Source organism: Streptomyces sp. HUAS TT7 (assembly GCF_051550175.1).
In the GTDB taxonomy this organism is placed as follows: Bacteria; Actinomycetota; Actinomycetes; order Streptomycetales; family Streptomycetaceae; genus Streptomyces.
In genome coordinates, this window is the sequence record NZ_CP196175.1 from 5,686,903 (window position 1) to 5,702,534 (window position 15,632).

General features: G+C 72.7%; 10 protein-coding genes and 1 pseudogene. All 11 read left to right on the forward strand.

What is annotated here, in order from left to right; translation table 11 throughout:
- The first annotated feature begins 38 nt into the window (after positions 1-38).
- The 11 genes and pseudogenes from ACSHXC_RS25635 to galE all read left to right on the forward strand — a co-directional run bounded on the left by ACSHXC_RS25635 (position 39) and on the right by galE (position 15,620).
- Entirely contained in the window at positions 39-1,589 is a 1,551-nt protein-coding gene (locus tag ACSHXC_RS25635) for a CYTH and CHAD domain-containing protein (RefSeq protein WP_438293835.1), read from the forward strand.
- A 73-nt stretch (positions 1,590-1,662) separates the two neighbouring features.
- Positions 1,663-3,588 carry a TIGR03960 family B12-binding radical SAM protein gene (locus ACSHXC_RS25640; RefSeq protein WP_438293836.1) on the forward strand — a complete coding sequence of 642 codons (1,926 nt, stop codon included), beginning with the start codon at positions 1,663-1,665 and terminating at the stop codon, positions 3,586-3,588.
- Positions 3,589-3,660: 72 nt separating this feature from the next.
- On the forward strand, positions 3,661-4,767 hold the full coding sequence (locus ACSHXC_RS25645) for a hypothetical protein (RefSeq protein ID WP_438293837.1): 1,107 nt from the start codon (positions 3,661-3,663) through the stop codon (positions 4,765-4,767).
- 132 nt (positions 4,768-4,899) lie between these two features.
- Positions 4,900-5,679 (forward strand): TIGR03936 family radical SAM-associated protein, encoded by a 780-nt coding sequence (locus tag ACSHXC_RS25650; protein ID WP_438293838.1) that lies wholly within the window; start codon positions 4,900-4,902, stop codon positions 5,677-5,679.
- A 234-nt stretch (positions 5,680-5,913) separates the two neighbouring features.
- Positions 5,914-9,855, forward strand: a complete 3,942-nt coding sequence (locus ACSHXC_RS25655; protein WP_438293839.1) for an Rne/Rng family ribonuclease — start codon at positions 5,914-5,916, stop codon at positions 9,853-9,855.
- A gap of 121 nt (positions 9,856-9,976) precedes the next feature.
- Positions 9,977-10,254, forward strand: a pseudogene (locus ACSHXC_RS25660) (sugar phosphate nucleotidyltransferase); the annotation flags it as partial.
- Positions 10,255-10,496: 242 nt separating this feature from the next.
- A complete protein-coding gene (rplU, locus tag ACSHXC_RS25665; protein ID WP_015033583.1) occupies positions 10,497-10,817 on the forward strand; it encodes a 50S ribosomal protein L21 in 321 nt (106 codons plus the stop codon).
- Between the two features lie 14 nt (positions 10,818-10,831).
- On the forward strand, positions 10,832-11,086 hold the full coding sequence (rpmA, locus tag ACSHXC_RS25670) for a 50S ribosomal protein L27 (RefSeq protein WP_114036862.1): 255 nt from the start codon (positions 10,832-10,834) through the stop codon (positions 11,084-11,086).
- A gap of 145 nt (positions 11,087-11,231) precedes the next feature.
- On the forward strand, positions 11,232-12,671 hold the full coding sequence (gene obgE / locus ACSHXC_RS25675; RefSeq protein WP_438293840.1) for a GTPase ObgE: 1,440 nt from the start codon (positions 11,232-11,234) through the stop codon (positions 12,669-12,671).
- Between the two features lie 317 nt (positions 12,672-12,988).
- Positions 12,989-14,620, forward strand: a complete 1,632-nt coding sequence (locus tag ACSHXC_RS25680; protein ID WP_438293841.1) for a glycosyltransferase family 2 protein — start codon at positions 12,989-12,991, stop codon at positions 14,618-14,620.
- A 16-nt stretch (positions 14,621-14,636) separates the two neighbouring features.
- Positions 14,637-15,620 carry a UDP-glucose 4-epimerase GalE gene (gene galE / locus ACSHXC_RS25685; protein WP_438293842.1) on the forward strand — a complete coding sequence of 328 codons (984 nt, stop codon included), beginning with the start codon at positions 14,637-14,639 and terminating at the stop codon, positions 15,618-15,620.
- Positions 15,621-15,632: the final 12 nt, after the last annotated feature.

Below are 15,632 nucleotides of genomic sequence, written 5' to 3' on the forward strand. Positions count from 1 at the left end.
CCCTGCCGCCGGGGCCCGATCGCGTCTAGATTCTGGTCATGGCGGACACGAAGCGCGAGATCGAGCGGAAATTCGAGTTCACACCGTCCGACGGGGACCAGGCCGGGCTCCCCGACCTGACCCGGGTCCCCGGTGTCGGCAGCGTCGTCGACAAGGGCGTCGTCGCGCTCGACGCCGTCTACTACGACACCCAGGACCTGCGCCTGGACGCCGACTCCCTCACCCTGCGCCGCAGAACGGGCGGCGCCGACGCCGGCTGGCACCTCAAATTCCCGGTCGGCGTGGGCACCCGCGACGAGATCCGGGCCCCTCTTTCCGACCGCCTCCCGCACGCGCTGGCCGCCCTGCTGCGCTCCCGCGTCCGCGACGCCGAGCTCGTCCCCGTCGTACGCCTGCTGTCCTCCCGCGACGTACGCCACCTGCTCGCCGACGACCACACCCTGCTCGCCGAGCTCAGCATCGACACCGTCCGCGCCGAGGGGCTGCGCGAAGGCTCCACCTCCACCACCTGGACCGAGATCGAGGTCGAGCTCGCCGACGGGGTCGAGGACGAGAGCATCCTGGACGGTGTGGAGAAACGGCTGCGCAAGGCGGGCATCCGGCCCTCGACGAGCTCGTCCAAACTCGCCCGGGCCCTGCGCGAGACGGCCCCGAAGCCGCGCAAGGCGGCCAAGGGCGCGAAGAGCGCCGGGCCCGCCGACGGCACCGCGGGCGCCCACGTCCTCGGCTTCCTGCGCGCCCAGCGCGACGCGCTCGTCGCCCTCGACCCCGCCGTGCGGCGCGAACTGCCGGACTCCGTCCACCAGATGAGGGTCGCCACCCGCCGCCTGCGCAGCGCGTTCAAGTCGTACGCCAAGGTCGTCGACCGGGCCGTCACCGACCCCGTCGGCGAGGAGCTCAAATGGCTCGCCGCCGAACTCGGGGTCGACCGCGACCGGGAAGTCCTCACCGAACGCCTGCGGACCCGCATCGCCGCCCTGCCCCGCACCCTGCTGCTCGGCCCGGTCCGCGGCCGGCTGCGCATCTGGACCGTGGCCCGCCGCACCGGCTCCCGGCGCAGGACCGTCGCCGTACTCGACGGCAAGCGCTACCTCGCCCTCCTCGACACCCTCGACACGCTGCTCACGGCCCCGCCGCTGCTCCCCGCGGCCGAGCGGCCCGTCGCCGACGTGCTGCCCAAGGCTGTGCTCAAGGACTACGACCGGCTCGCGGGCCGCGTCCACACCGCGCTCGGCCTCGTGCCCGGCCACGAGCGGGACCTCGCCATGCACGAGGCCCGCAAGGCCGCCAAGCGCGCCCGGTACGCCGCCGAGGCCGCCGCCCCCGCGCTCGGCAAGCCGGCCGAGAAGTTCGCCAAGCGCATGAAGGCCGTGCAGAACGTGCTCGGCGACCATCAGGACAGCGTGGTCGCCCGCGACGCCCTGCGCACGCTCGCCGCCCAGGCCCACGCGGCCGGCGAGTCCGCGTTCACCTGGGGACTCCTGTACGGCCAGGAGGAGGCGACGGCGGCCGCCCGGGAGCGAGAGCTGCCCGAGGTGTGGGCCCGCGCCAGCGCCCCGAAGCTGCGGGAGCGCCTGGCGGCCCCATGATCGTCGTGCGAGGGTGCGACCCGGCTCGCGTTACGCTAGAGAGTCGCCCCCCTGCCAGCCCACGAAGGTCGAGATGTCTGCCGAGTCCGTCTTCCCACAGCTCGAAGCGCTGCTCCCGCATGTGCAGAAGCCGATCCAGTACGTCGGCGGTGAGCTCAACTCCACCGTCAAGGCCTGGGACGAGTGTGACGTCCGCTGGGCGCTCATGTACCCGGACGCGTACGAGGTCGGGCTGCCCAACCAGGGCGTCATGATCCTCTACGAGGTACTGAACGAGCGCGAGGGCGTCCTCGCCGAGCGCACGTACAGCGTGTGGCCGGACATGGAAGCGCTCATGCGCGAGCACAAGGTCCCGCAGTTCACGGTGGACTCGCACCGCCCGCTGCGCGCCTTCGACGTGTTCGGGCTCAGCTTCTCCACCGAGCTCGGCTACACCAACATGCTCACGGCGCTCGACCTGGCGGGCATCCCGCTGGAGTCCAGGGACCGCACCATCGACGACCCGATCGTGCTCGCGGGCGGCCACGCGGCCTTCAACCCCGAGCCGATCGCGGACTTCATCGACTGCGCGGTCATCGGCGACGGCGAGCAGGCCGTCCTCGACATGACCGAGATCATCCGCGCCTGGAAGGCCGAGGGCTGCCCCGGCGGCCGCGAAGAGGTCCTCTTCCGCCTCGCGAAGACGGGCAGTGTCTACGTTCCCGGCTTCTACGACGTCGAGTACCTGCCGGACGGCCGCATCGCCCGCGTCGTACCGAACAAGTCGGGCGTGCCGTGGCGGGTGTCCAAGCACACCGTCATGGACCTCGACGAGTGGCCCTACCCCAAGCAGCCCCTGGTCCCGCTCGCCGAGACCGTCCACGAGCGCATGTCCGTGGAGATCTTCCGCGGCTGCACCCGCGGCTGCCGCTTCTGCCAGGCCGGCATGATCACGCGCCCCGTGCGGGAGCGAAGCATCACCGGCATCGGCGAAATGGTGGAGAAGGGCCTCAAGGCGACCGGCTTCGAGGAGGTGGGCCTCCTCTCCCTGTCGAGCGCCGACCACACCGAGATCGGTGACATCGCCAAGGGCCTCGCGGACCGCTACACGGACGACAAGATCGGCCTGTCCCTGCCCTCCACCCGCGTGGACGCGTTCAACGTCGACCTCGCCAACGAGCTGACCAGGAACGGCCGTCGCTCGGGTCTGACGTTCGCCCCCGAGGGCGGCTCCGAGCGCATGCGCAAGGTCATCAACAAGATGGTCTCGGAAGAGGACCTCATCCGTACCGTCGCGACCGCGTACGGCAACGGCTGGCGCCAGGTGAAGCTGTACTTCATGTGCGGCCTGCCCACCGAGACCGACGAGGACGTCCTCCAGATCGGCGACATGGCGGTCAACGTGATCGCCAAGGGCCGCGAGGTGTCGGGCCAGAACGACATCCGCTGCACGGTGTCGATCGGCGGGTTCGTGCCCAAGCCGCACACCCCGTTCCAGTGGGCGCCGCAGCTGAGCGCCGAGGAGACGGACGCGCGCCTCACCAAGCTGCGCGACAAGATCCGCGGCGACAAGAAGTACGGCCGCTCCATCGGCTTCCGCTACCACGACGGCAAGCCCGGCATCGTCGAGGGCCTGCTCTCGCGCGGCGACCGCCGCGTGGGCGCCGTCATCCGCGCCGTCTACGAGGACGGCGGCCGCTTCGACGGCTGGCGTGAGCACTTCAGTTACGACCGCTGGATGGCCTGCGCCGAGAAGACGCTGCCCTCCTTCGGCGTGGACGTCGACTGGTACACCACCCGCGAGCGCACCTACGAGGAGGTCCTGCCCTGGGACCATCTCGACTCCGGCCTCGACAAGGACTGGCTCTGGGAGGACTGGCAGGACGCGCTCGACGAGACCGAGGTCGAGGACTGCCGGTGGACGCCGTGCTTCGACTGCGGGGTGTGCCCTCAGATGGACACGTCCATCCAGATCGGGCCCACGGGGAAGAAGCTGCTGCCGCTCACGGTCAAGAGCTAGGCGCTTCTGTAGGAAGCCGGGGAGTAACTCCCTGATCACGAAGGGCTCCCTGTCGCAACGGCAGGGGGTCCTTTGCGCGTCCTTGACCGTATGGAGAACCGGCCCGCCCCGCAGGGGCCCGAAGGGTGTCTGACCGTTGCGATCCGCATTCCGGTGCGGATCGTGGTGCTTGTCCTGGTCGTCCCCGTACGGCTGATCTGGGACCTCCTCGCGACCGGCGCGAAGGCGTTGCGCCGGGCGGTTCTCACACCCCTGTGGCGGGCCCTGATCGTGATCCCGTCCGGGTGGTTGTACGCCTGTGTGCTGACCCCGCTCGGGCATGCAACTGCCTGGCTGGGCAGGGCAGTTGGGGCCGGGGTCGGGTGGCTCGGGCGCGGGGTGGCGTGGGGTGCGGTGACGTTCGTCGCCGTTCCCGCGGCGTGGGTGTACCGCACGGTCCTCGCCCCGCTCGGGCGCGGCGTCGCGTGGCTGGCCACGGGGATCGGCCTCGGGCTGCGGTGGCTGCTCCGGGCGGTGTTCGTGTGGCCACCGGTCACGCTGTGGCGCTGGGTCCTCGCGCCGCTGCTGCGGTACGGCCTCGTCGTGCCGGGGGCGTGGCTGTACCGGTACGTGCTCACCCCGGCCGGGCACGCCATCGCTCTGCTGGTCGCGCTGGCCGGGGCGGGACTCGCCGCGGTGGGCCGGGGCCTTGCCGCGCTGACCGTCCTGCTGTTCGTGGTTCCGGCGGTGTGGGTGTACCGGGCACTGCTCACGCCGCTCGGGCGGGCGGTGGTCGTTGTCCTGCGGGAGACCGGTGACGCGATCGGGCATGCCTGGCGGGTTGCCGGATTCGTGTCCCGGGCGGTCGGGCGGGCCCTGAAACGGCTCGCCCGGAATCTTCTGGGGCGGCCGGCGCGGTGGGTGTACGTCGTGCTCCTGACGCCGGTCGGGCACTGGGTGCGGGACGCGGTTCTGCGGCCGGCCAAGAAAGCGGCACTCGCGGCGGGGCGCAGTGCGCGGGAGGCGCTGGCGGCGGCGCGCGAGACCGTGCGGGCCGCCCGGCGCGATGCCTGGCGGGCGCTCGTCGGCGGGCCGCCCCGGGAACAGGGCGGGCACCGGGCGCGTACTCTGGGTAGTACAACTACTGCCTCCGGCGCGGTGCCCGCCCCCGAGATCTCCCTCAGCAAGACGGAGGGATGAGCCGGGTGGCGCACGGGCCGTGACCGGAGGGGCCCCACAGGACGGTGGGCGGCGCCCACCGCGCCCGCCCCGCACCGAGGAGAAGAACCACTGGGCAAGCGACAGCCCGAAGGCCCGCCGCCCGCACCTGCGGTGCAGCGCATCCGACTGCGCTACACCAAGCGCGGCCGCCTCCGGTTCACCAGCCACCGCGACTTCCAGCGCGCCTTCGAGCGGGCCCTGCGCCGCGCCGAGGTGCCCATGGCGTACTCGGCCGGGTTCACCCCGCACCCCAAGGTGTCGTACGCGAACGCCGCACCCACCGGTGTCGGCTCCGAGGCCGAGTACCTGGAGATCGCCCTCACCGCACAGCGCGACCCCGAGAAGCTGCGCGCCCTGCTCGACGAGTCGCTGCCCACCGGGCTCGACATCGTCGACGCGGTCGAGGTCCGCACCTCGGGCCTCGCCGACCGGCTCACCGCCTCCGTCTGGGAGCTGCGCCTGGACGGCGTCACCGTGGACGCGGCCGAGAAGGCGGTCGCGACGTTCCTGGCCGCCGAGACCGTCGAGGTCCAGCGCAAGACCAAGAACGGCATGCGCACCTTCGACACCCGGGGCGCCGTCGCCGAGCTCCAGGCGCTTCCTCCGCAGGCTGATAGGCCTCTCGACGACGCCTGTGCGATACTGCGGCTGGTAGTACGGCACCTGACACCTGCCGTACGACCCGACGACGTCCTGTCCGGTCTCCAAGCTGTGGCCGACCTGGCGCCGCCGGTCCCCGCAGCGGTGACCAGGCTGGCGCAGGGGCTCTTCGACGAGGAGTCCGGCACGGTGACCGACCCGCTCGCGCCCGACCGCGAGGCAGCCCCGGCCGCACCACCAATGGCCGCCGGGACCGTCTCTGCGACGGCGCCGGAAGGTCCCGCCGCGTAAGGGCAGTCGTTGTAGCGCAGCCCTGGCACTCGGGAGCCACCTGGGTCGGGCCGCGCACTGACCTGAAGACTTTCGCCAGGCCGTGCGTACAACGCGTACGGAACCGGCGAGCCAGATATCAGCTCCCGTGCGGCGCCCGCGCCCCGGACGGCGGCACCCGCGCACATCACGCGGGCCGTGCCGCCGGACCGGAACAGGCGCGGCGCCCGGGAGCGTGACGGGAGCTACGCCCGCATGCTTGAGCAGAACGAACCCGGCACCACCGGGGACAACACCAACGACAACAACAGCCCCAGCGACACGCTGCCGCCGCGCCGCAGGCGCCGCGCGGCGTCGCGGCCCGCCGGGCCGCCGGTGGGCGCACAGAACGCGGAGCCCGCAGAGCCTGCGGCACAGGCCGCCGAGCCGGCCGCCGTGGCCGCCGACGACGCCGCTCCGGCGCCGCGCACCCGCCGCCGCGCCACCCGTGCGGCGACCGCTCCGGCCGCCGAAACCCCGGCCGCCACCGAGTCCGAGACCGCGGAGGTCGCCGCCGAGGCGCCCGCGCCGCGGACCCGTCGCCGTGCGACGCGCAAGGCCACGGCCCCCGCCGGTCCGCCGCAGGCCACCGCGGCCGAAGAGGCCGTCGAGGCCCCGGTCGTCGCCGAGTCCGAGACCGCGGAGGTCGCCGCCGAGGCGCCCGCGCCGCGTACCCGCCGCCGTGCGACCCGTAAGGCCACGGCTCCGGCCGGTGCGCCCGCGGCCGCCGAAGAGACCGTCGAGGTCGTCGAGGCTCCGGCCGCCGTCGAGCCCGAGGCCGTCGAGGAGGCCGCCGAGGCTCCGGCGCCGCGTACCCGCCGTCGTGCGACCCGCAAGGCGACCGCGCCGCAGACCACCGTCTCGGCCCCGGTCGAGGTCGTCGAAGACGTCGAGGAAGAAGAGCTCGACGAGGCCGAAGAGGTCGCCGCCGTCGAGGACGAGGCGCCCCGCGCCCCCGTCCGCCGCCGTGCCACCCGGCAGGCCACCGCGCCCGCCGCAGCTGCCCCGGCCGCCGTCGAGCCCGAGGCCGCCGAGGCCCCGGCGCCGCGTACCCGCCGCCGTGCGGCCCGGCCCGCGTCCGCCCCGCAGTTCACGCCGGTCGAGCCGGAGCCCGCGCCGCAGGCGGAGGAGCCCGGCACCGGGCGTCGCCGCCGCGCCACGCGTCCCGCCGTGGCCGTGTTCCAGGCCCCGGTCTTCACCGAGCCGATGTTCCAGACGCCGGAGACGGCCGCTGCCGCCGCTGCCGCCGCCCGCGTCGAGGAGCCCGAGACCGAGGTCGAGGAGACCGTGGTCGAGGCCCCCGAGCCCGCCGCCGAGCCGCAGGGCCGCTCGCGCCGTCGCCGTCGCCGTGGCGAGCCCGCCGAGCCGGTCCAGGAGAAGCCCGCCGAGGAGCCTGCCGACGAGCAGGTCGAGGAGGCCGTCGAGGCCGTCGAGGCCGTCGAGGCCGAGGCCGAAGCGGAGTCCGAGGAGTCCGACGACGACCGCCCCTCGCGCCGTCGTCGCCGTGGCGGCCGCCGCCGTCGCCGTGGCGAGCCCGCCGAGGCCGAGGACGCCGCGGAGGAGCAGGCGTACGAGCCGGCTGAGCGGGCCACCGAGGGCGCCGAGTCCGACGAAGAGGACGACGAGGACGAGGAAGCGGACGGCACCCCCTCCGCGGCCGGGACCAGCAGCAGCCGTCGCCGGCGCCGCCGCCGTCGCCGCTCCGGCGACGCGGGCCCCGAGGGCGAGCCGGGCTCCGACGACCCGGAGCGCACCGTCGTCAAGGTCCGTGAGCCGCGCCCGGCCCGCAAGGAGTCCGAGCCGTCCGACGAGGTCCAGTCCATCAAGGGCTCGACGCGTCTGGAGGCCAAGAAGCAGCGCCGCCGCGAGGGCCGCGAGCAGGGCCGCCGCCGCGTCCCGATCATCACCGAGGCCGAGTTCCTGGCCCGCCGCGAGGCCGTCGAGCGCGTCATGGTCGTCCGCCAGAGCGGCGAGCGCACCCAGATCGGCGTCCTGGAAGACAACGTGCTCGTCGAGCACTACGTCAACAAGGAACAGGCCACCTCGTACGTCGGCAACGTCTACCTGGGCAAGGTCCAGAACGTACTGCCCTCCATGGAGGCCGCGTTCGTCGACATCGGCAAGGGCCGCAACGCCGTCCTGTACGCCGGTGAGGTCAACTTCGAGGCGCTCGGCATGGGCAACGGCCCGCGCCGCATCGAGGCCGCCCTCAAGTCCGGCCAGTCGGTGCTCGTCCAGGTCACCAAGGACCCGATCGGCCACAAGGGCGCCCGCCTGACCAGCCAGGTCTCGCTGCCCGGTCGCTACCTGGTGTACGTGCCCGAGGGCTCGATGACCGGCATCAGCCGCAAGCTGCCCGACACCGAGCGCGCCCGTCTGAAGACCATCCTCAAGAAGATCGTCCCCGAGGACGCGGGCGTCATCGTGCGCACCGCCGCCGAGGGCGCGAGCGAGGACGAGCTGCGCCGCGACGTCGAGCGCCTGCAGGCGCAGTGGGCCGACATCCAGAAGAAGGCCAACCAGATCTCGACGTCCTCGCCGTCGCTGCTCTACGGCGAGCCGGACATGACCGTCCGGGTCGTCCGCGACATCTTCAACGAGGACTTCTCGAAGGTCATCGTCAGCGGTGACGAGGCCTGGGAGACCATCCACGGGTACGTCGCGCACGTCGCGCCGGACCTGACCGAGCGGCTCTCGCGCTGGACCAGCGAGGTCGACGTCTTCGCGACGTACCGGATCGACGAGCAGCTGGCCAAGGCCCTGGACCGCAAGGTCTGGCTGCCGTCCGGCGGCTCGCTGGTGATCGACAAGACCGAGGCGATGATCGTCGTCGACGTCAACACCGGCAAGTTCACCGGCCAGGGCGGCAACCTCGAAGAGACCGTGACGAGGAACAACCTCGAAGCGGCCGAGGAGATCGTGCGCCAGCTGCGGCTGCGCGACCTGGGCGGCATCGTCGTCATCGACTTCATCGACATGGTCCTGGAGTCGAACCGCGACCTGGTCCTGCGCAGGCTGCTCGAATGCCTGGGCCGCGACCGGACCAAGCACCAGGTGGCCGAGGTCACCTCGCTCGGCCTGGTCCAGATGACCCGCAAGCGGGTCGGCCAGGGCCTGTTGGAGTCGTTCTCCGAGACCTGCGTCCACTGCAACGGGCGCGGTGTGATCGTGCACATGGAGCAGCCGACCACGGTCGGCGGCGGCGCGGGCAAGCGCGCGAAGAAGCGCGGCCGCGGTGGCGCCGAGCACGACCAGCACATCCACGAGCACGAGGTCATCGACAGCGAGGCCGTCGAGGGCGTCGAGTCCGAGGCCGAGGTCGCCGCCGAGATCGCCGCTCCGGTGGCGCTCGCCGAGCCCGCGTTCGTGCCCGACGAGGAGCTGTACAGCAGCGCCGCCGAGGCGGAGGCCGCGGCCCGTGGCGGCCGGTCCCGCCGCCGCGCCACCCGCAAGGCCTCGGCCCCGGCCGGTGCGCCCCGTACGGCCGCCGTCGAGGCCCCGGCCCCCGTGGCCGAGGAGCCGGAGGCCGCGCAGGCCCCGGCCGCGGTGACCGTCGCCTCGTTCATCGAGGACGACGCGCCGCGCGGCCGCACCCGTCGCCGCGCCACCCGCAAGGCGACCGCCCCGGCGGGCGCGCCGACGGCGGCCGTCGCCGAGCCGGTGGTGGTCGTCACGGAGCCCGAGCCGAAGGCCGAGGAGGCCAAGGCGCAGGAGCCGGCGGCCGAGCCGGCCGTGTCGGTCGCAGAGCCCGTTGCCGAGCCCGTCGTCGAGGAGGCGCCTTCCGGTGCGGGCACCGGCTCCACTGGAGCGGCTGACGCCGCGCGGACTTCCGCGCCGCGGGCCCGTCGCCGGGTGACCCGCAAGGCCACGGCCCCGGCCGGTCCGCCCTCGGGTGCCGAGGACGCCGCGGTCGTCGTGGTCGCCGCCACCCCGGCAGCAGAGCCGGTCGCTGCCGCGGAGCCCGCCGAGGAAGCCGCGCCGGCCAAGAAGGCGGCCCGCAAGACGCCGAAGAAGGCCACCGCGAAGAAGGCCGCCACCAAGAAGACGGCGGCCAAGAAGACCGCGGCGAAGAAGACGACCGCCAAGAAGGCCACCGCCAAGAAGACGGCGGCGGCCGAGCAGCAGCAGACGTCGGTCTCGGCGTCGGCCGACAGCTGACGGACAGCCTGCGCTCAGACGACGTACCCCAAGCGGTAGTTGGCTGTTGTACGGCCCCAGGAGCCCGCCCCCGGATCACCGGAGGCGGGCTCCGTCGTACGTAAGGAGAGTCCGCCCCCGTATGAGTCCCCGCACGAGTGCGATCAGCAAGGCCGTCGTCCCCGCCGCCGGGCTCGGCACGCGTTTCCTGCCGGCCACCAAGGCCACACCCCCAAGGAGATGCTGCCGGTGGTCGACAAACCGGCGATCCAGTACGTGGTGGAGGAGGCGGTCGCGGCGGGGCTCTCGGACGTCCTGATGGTCACCGGGCGCAACAAACGCGCCCTGGAGGACCACTTCGACCGCAACCACGAGCTGGAGTCCGCGCCGACCCGCAAGGGCGACGCCGACCGGCTCGCTGGCGAGCGGGCCGATCTGGGCCCGGACTTCCGGGCCCGGCTGCGTGGTTTCGTCGCCGAGGAGTGCGGGTAACGACCCTGGTTTGACCCGGCACGTCCGGCCCCGTAGCCTTGACCCTCGGCGTGTTTATATACGCGCCTGCCCCTGAGCACCTCACCTCCCGGTCCGCCGGGGGAGGCCCCCTGCACTTCTGCGGGATGGCTGGCTTCAAGGGTTCCGTATCGAGCGAGAGAGAGATCCGCGTGTACGCCATCGTGCGCAGCGGTGGTCGCCAGCACAAGGTTGCTGTCGGCGACATCGTTGAGGTTGACAAGATTTCCACTGCCAAGGTTGGCGACACGGTCGAGCTCTCGACCCTGCTCGTTGTCGACGGCGACGCTGTGACCAGCGACCCGTGGGTGCTGGCCGGTATCAAGGTCACCGCCGAGGTCGTGGACCACCACAAGGGTGCCAAGATCGACATCCTTCGGTACAAGAACAAGACCGGTTACCGCCGTCGCCAGGGCCACCGCCAGCAGTACACGGCGATCAAGGTCACCGGCATCCCCGCGGCTGCGAAGTAAGGGACTGAGGAGACATGGCACACAAGAAGGGCGCATCGTCCACTCGGAACGGTCGCGACTCCAACGCTCAGCGGCTCGGTGTGAAGCGCTTCGGCGGTCAGACCGTGCTCGCCGGTGAGATCCTGGTCCGCCAGCGCGGCACCCACTTCCACCCGGGTGCGGGCGTCGGTCGCGGTGGCGACGACACCCTGTTCGCGCTGCAGGCCGGTGCGGTGCAGTTCGGCACCCACCGTGGCCGCAAGGTCGTGAACATCGTTCCGGTTGCCTGATCACTTAGGCACCCGTAGAGCGGTTTCAGCGGAGGCGGACCTCACTTCCCCCACGGGAAGCGGGTCCGCCTTTCGCGTGTTACTAGATAGACATTCCCGTACTTTCTCTCGGCCTCCGGCCGGGGGCCCTCAGGAGGCACATCCCATGACCACCTTCGTGGACCGCGTCGAGCTGCACGTCGCCGCGGGTAACGGAGGCCACGGCTGCGCCTCCGTCCACCGTGAGAAGTTCAAGCCGCTCGGCGGGCCGGACGGCGGCAACGGGGGCCGCGGCGGCGACGTCACCCTGGTCGTCGACCAGTCCGTGACGACGCTTCTCGACTACCACCACTCGCCGCACCGCAAGGCCACCAACGGCCAGCCCGGCGCCGGCGACCACCGCTCCGGCAAGGACGGCCAGGACCTGGTCCTGCCCGTGCCCGACGGCACCGTCGTCCTCGACAAGAAGGGCAACGTGCTCGCCGACCTGGTCGGCGAGGGCACCACCTACATCGCGGGCCAGGGCGGCCGCGGCGGCCTCGGCAACGCGGCGCTCGCCTCCGCCCGCCGCAAGGCCCCCGGCTTCGCGCTGCTCGGTGTGCCGGGCGAGTCCGCCGACATCGTCCTGGAGCTCAAGACCGTCGCCGACGTGGCCCTGGTGGGCTACCCGAGCGCCGGAAAGTCCTCGCTGATCTCGGTCCTCTCGGCGGCCAAGCCGAAGATCGCGGACTACCCGTTCACGACACTGGTCCCGAACCTCGGCGTGGTCACGGCCGGCGCGACCGTCTACACCATCGCGGACGTCCCCGGTCTGATCCCCGGCGCCAGCCAGGGCAAGGGCCTGGGCCTGGAGTTCCTGCGGCACGTCGAGCGCTGCTCGGTCCTCGTGCACGTCCTGGACACCGCGACCCTGGAGTCCGACCGCGACCCGGTCTCCGACCTCGACATCATCGAGGAGGAGCTGAGGCAGTACGGCGGGCTCGACGACCGGCCCCGCATCGTCGTCCTCAACAAGATCGACATCCCGGACGGCCAGGACCTCGCGGACATGATCCGCCCGGACCTGGAGGCCCGCGGCTACCAGGTCTTCGAGGTCTCCGCCGTCGCCCGTACGGGCCTGAAGGAGCTGTCCTTCGCGCTCGCCGGGATCGTCGCCGAGGCGCGCGCCGCGAAGCCCAAGGAGGAGGCGACCCGCATCGTCATCCGTCCGAAGGCCGTCGACGACGCGGGCTTCACCGTCGCCTTCGACGAGGCCAACGAGGTCTACCGGGTGCGGGGCGAGAAGCCGGAGCGCTGGATCCGCCAGACCGACTTCAACAACGACGAGGCCGTCGGCTACCTCGCGGACCGCCTCAACCGCCTCGGCGTCGAGGACGCGCTGATGAAGGCCGGGGCCCGCTCCGGCGACGGCGTGGCCATCGGGCCCGAGGAGAACGCGGTCGTCTTCGACTGGGAGCCGACGATGATGGCGGGCGCGGAGATGCTGGGCCGCCGTGGCGAGGACCACCGCCTGGAGGCGCCCCGTCCTGCTGCGCAGCGCCGCCGGGACCGGGAGGCCGAGCGGGACGAGGCCGAGCAGGAGTTCAAGGAGTTCGGGCCCTTCTAGGCGGCGCCGCTGTGGCGGGGGTGCGGGTTTCGACTGCGGGCCGTCGGTGGCTTTTGCGCAGTTCCCCGCGCCCCTATAGCACCCCTTACGTCGACCGGTGCCGGTTCCGCGGGCGGGGTTGCGGGCTCCCGCAGGGCTGATGTTCGCTGCGGACCGTGCGTGGCTGGTCGCGCAGTTCCCTGCGCCCCTGTAGGACCCAGCATCGCTGGTCGCGTCCGCACGGCGGAGCCGCACATGTCACAGCCCCGCGCCCCTAAAAGGGCACCTGGCCCCTGGCCAGAACTGGAACCCGCAGCCCCTCCCGTAGGATTCGCCGGGTGAGTCAGAGTTCTGCCACCCCCCGCGGCCCTGCCGGCGTCAGTGTGATCGTCATTGCCTTCAATGACGCCCAGCTCGTCGGGGAGGCCGTTCGGTCGGCGCTCGCGCAGGGCTCGGCCGTTGCCGAGGTCGTGGCCGTCGACGACTGTTCCAGCGATGGAACGGCCGCCGTCCTGGACCAGCTGGCCACCACCGAGCCCCGGCTGCGCGTGGTGCGGCGTACGGAGAACAGTGGCGGGTGCGGGACGCCCCGCAATGACGGCGTGGCCGCCGCCACCTCCCCGTACGTCATGTTCCTCGACAGCGACGACGTGCTGCCCCCCGGGGCCGTCGCCGCCCTCCTGGCCGCGGCCGAGGAGCACGGGACCGAGGTCACCGTGGGCCGGGCCGTGCGCCGCGAGCTGCCCGGCGGCCGCGATGTGCGCTGGCAGCCGGGCCTCTACAACGAGGCGGCCGTGCACGAGTCGCCCGAGGCCGCGCCGGAGCTCCTTCACGACACGCTCTGTGTCAACAAGCTCTACCGCCGCGACTTCTTGACGGGCCGTCAACTGCGGTTCCCCGACGGCAAGTTCGTGTACGAGGACTTCGTCTTCACGGCCCGCGTGTACGCCGCTGCCCCCCGCATCGCCGTCGTGCCCGAACTCGTCTACATCTGGCACGTGCGCCGCGCCGCCGCCCAGGTCTCCATCTCGCTCGCCCGCAAGGACGTCGGCAACTGGCAGGCGCGCATCGCCGCCCACACCAAGGCCGTCGAGGCCTTCCGCGCCGCCGACCGCAAGGGGCTCGCGGCCGCCTGCCGCACCAAGTTCGTCGACTACGACCTGTGCCTGTACCTGCGCGAGCTGCGCGTGCGCGACGCCGGGTACCAGGCCGACTGGTGGCGGCTGACCCGCGACTACCTCGCCTCCTTCGAGGCCGCCGAAGTGGCCGAGGCCGCCGCCCCGGCCCGCTGGGCCGCCCAGGTGGTGCTCGCCTCCGCCGCCCCGCGCGACCTGGACCGGCTCTCCCAGCTCGCCGCCGACCCCGCCCGGCTGATCCCGCCGTACGCCACCGCGGAATCCGGCCCGGTGTGGGCGGACGACCTGGACGTGCCGCTGGACGGACTCGACGCGCTGCCCGCGGAGAGCCTGCCCGTCACCGTCGACGCGGTCCTCCTCGCCGGCCGGCGAGGCATCCTCAAGCTGCGCGTGCACGAGCTGTACGGGCGGCTCGCCGCGAGCGGCGCCCCGGTCCGCGCGGACATCGAGTTCGTGCCCAGGGACGGCGGTGAGAGCGCCCTGACCGTGACCGCGCCGCTGCGCGCCGCCGAGGGCGGCTGGAGCGGCCAGGTCCCCGTATCGCTGGCCGGGCTGGCCGCGGCGGGCGGCCGGGGTACCCAGATCTGGGACCTGCGGGTCCGCCTGGACACCGGCCCCGGCCCGGGCCCGCGCACCACGCTGCGGGCCAAGGCGTCCGGGCTGCGGCGCACGGCCGTCCCCGGCAGCCGGTACGGTGTTCTGCTGGTGCAGCCGTACCGGACGTCGAGCGGATCGCTCGCGGTGCGGCTCGCGCCCGGAGTGCAGGGAGCTTTCGGGGTGGTCGGCGGGAAGCTGCGCAGACTGACCCGGACGGTTCGATCAAGGCGACGATGAGGACGTGGACGCGCATATGACTTTTCTGATCACTGGCGGCGCCGGATACATCGGTTCCCATGTCGTGCGGGCCATGACGTCGGCGGGGGAGCGCGTGGTCGTCCTCGACGACCTCTCCAGCGGTGACGCGGCCCGTCTGCCACAGGGTGTGCCTCTGGTGGTCGGCTCCGTCCTGGACCGCGAGCTCGTGGACCGCACCCTCGCCGAGCACGGCGTCACCGGGGTCGTGCACCTCGCGGGCAAGAAGCAGGTCGGCGAGTCCGTCGAGATCCCGCTGCACTACTACCGCGAGAACGTGTTCGGCCTGACCGTGCTCCTGGAGGCGGTCGCCGCGGCCGGCGTGCGCACCTTCCTGTTCTCCTCCTCCGCCTCCGTGTACGGCATGCCGGACGTCGACCTCGTCACCGAGGACACCCCGTGCCTGCCGATGAGCCCCTACGGCGAGACCAAGCTGGCCGGCGAGTGGCTGGTCCGCGCGGCCGGCAAGGCGCACGGCATCTCCACCGGCTGCCTGCGCTACTTCAACGTGGCCGGCACCGCCACCCCCGAGCTCGCCGACACCGGCATCTTCAACCTCGTACCGATGGTGTTCGAGAAGCTGGAGGACGGGGAGCCGCCGCGCATCTTCGGCGACGACTACGAGACCCCCGACGGCACCTGCGTGCGCGACTACATCCACGTCGAGGACCTCGCCGACGCCCACCTGGCCGCCGCCCGCAAGCTCGCCGAGTCCGCGAAGGCCGGCGAGTACGGCGACCTGACCGTCAACATCGGCCGCGGCGAAGGCGTTTCGGTGCGCGAGATGGTCGACCTGATCAACGAGATCAGCGGCCGCGGCATCGCCCCCGAGGTGTACCCGCGCCGTGCGGGCGACCCGGCGCGCGTCGTCGCCTCCGCCGACCGCATCGCCGAGGAGCTCGGCTGGAAGGCCCACCACGACGTGCGCTCGATGATCTCCTCGGCGTGGCAGGGCTGGCGCCACCACCGCGACGCCGTCTGAGACCCGGACACG

What these genes read in the sequence shown, in the direction of transcription:
- ACSHXC_RS25635 (WP_438293835.1), top strand. Translation starts at nt 39, where the DNA reads ATGGCGGACACGAAGCGCGAGATCGAGCGGAAATTCGAGTTCACACCG.
- ACSHXC_RS25640 (WP_438293836.1), top strand. Translation starts at nt 1,663, where the DNA reads ATGTCTGCCGAGTCCGTCTTCCCACAGCTCGAAGCGCTGCTCCCGCAT.
- ACSHXC_RS25655 (WP_438293839.1), top strand. Translation starts at nt 5,914, where the DNA reads ATGCTTGAGCAGAACGAACCCGGCACCACCGGGGACAACACCAACGAC.
- rpmA (WP_114036862.1), top strand. Translation starts at nt 10,832, where the DNA reads ATGGCACACAAGAAGGGCGCATCGTCCACTCGGAACGGTCGCGACTCC.
- obgE (WP_438293840.1), top strand. Translation starts at nt 11,232, where the DNA reads ATGACCACCTTCGTGGACCGCGTCGAGCTGCACGTCGCCGCGGGTAAC.
- galE (WP_438293842.1), top strand. Translation starts at nt 14,637, where the DNA reads ATGACTTTTCTGATCACTGGCGGCGCCGGATACATCGGTTCCCATGTC.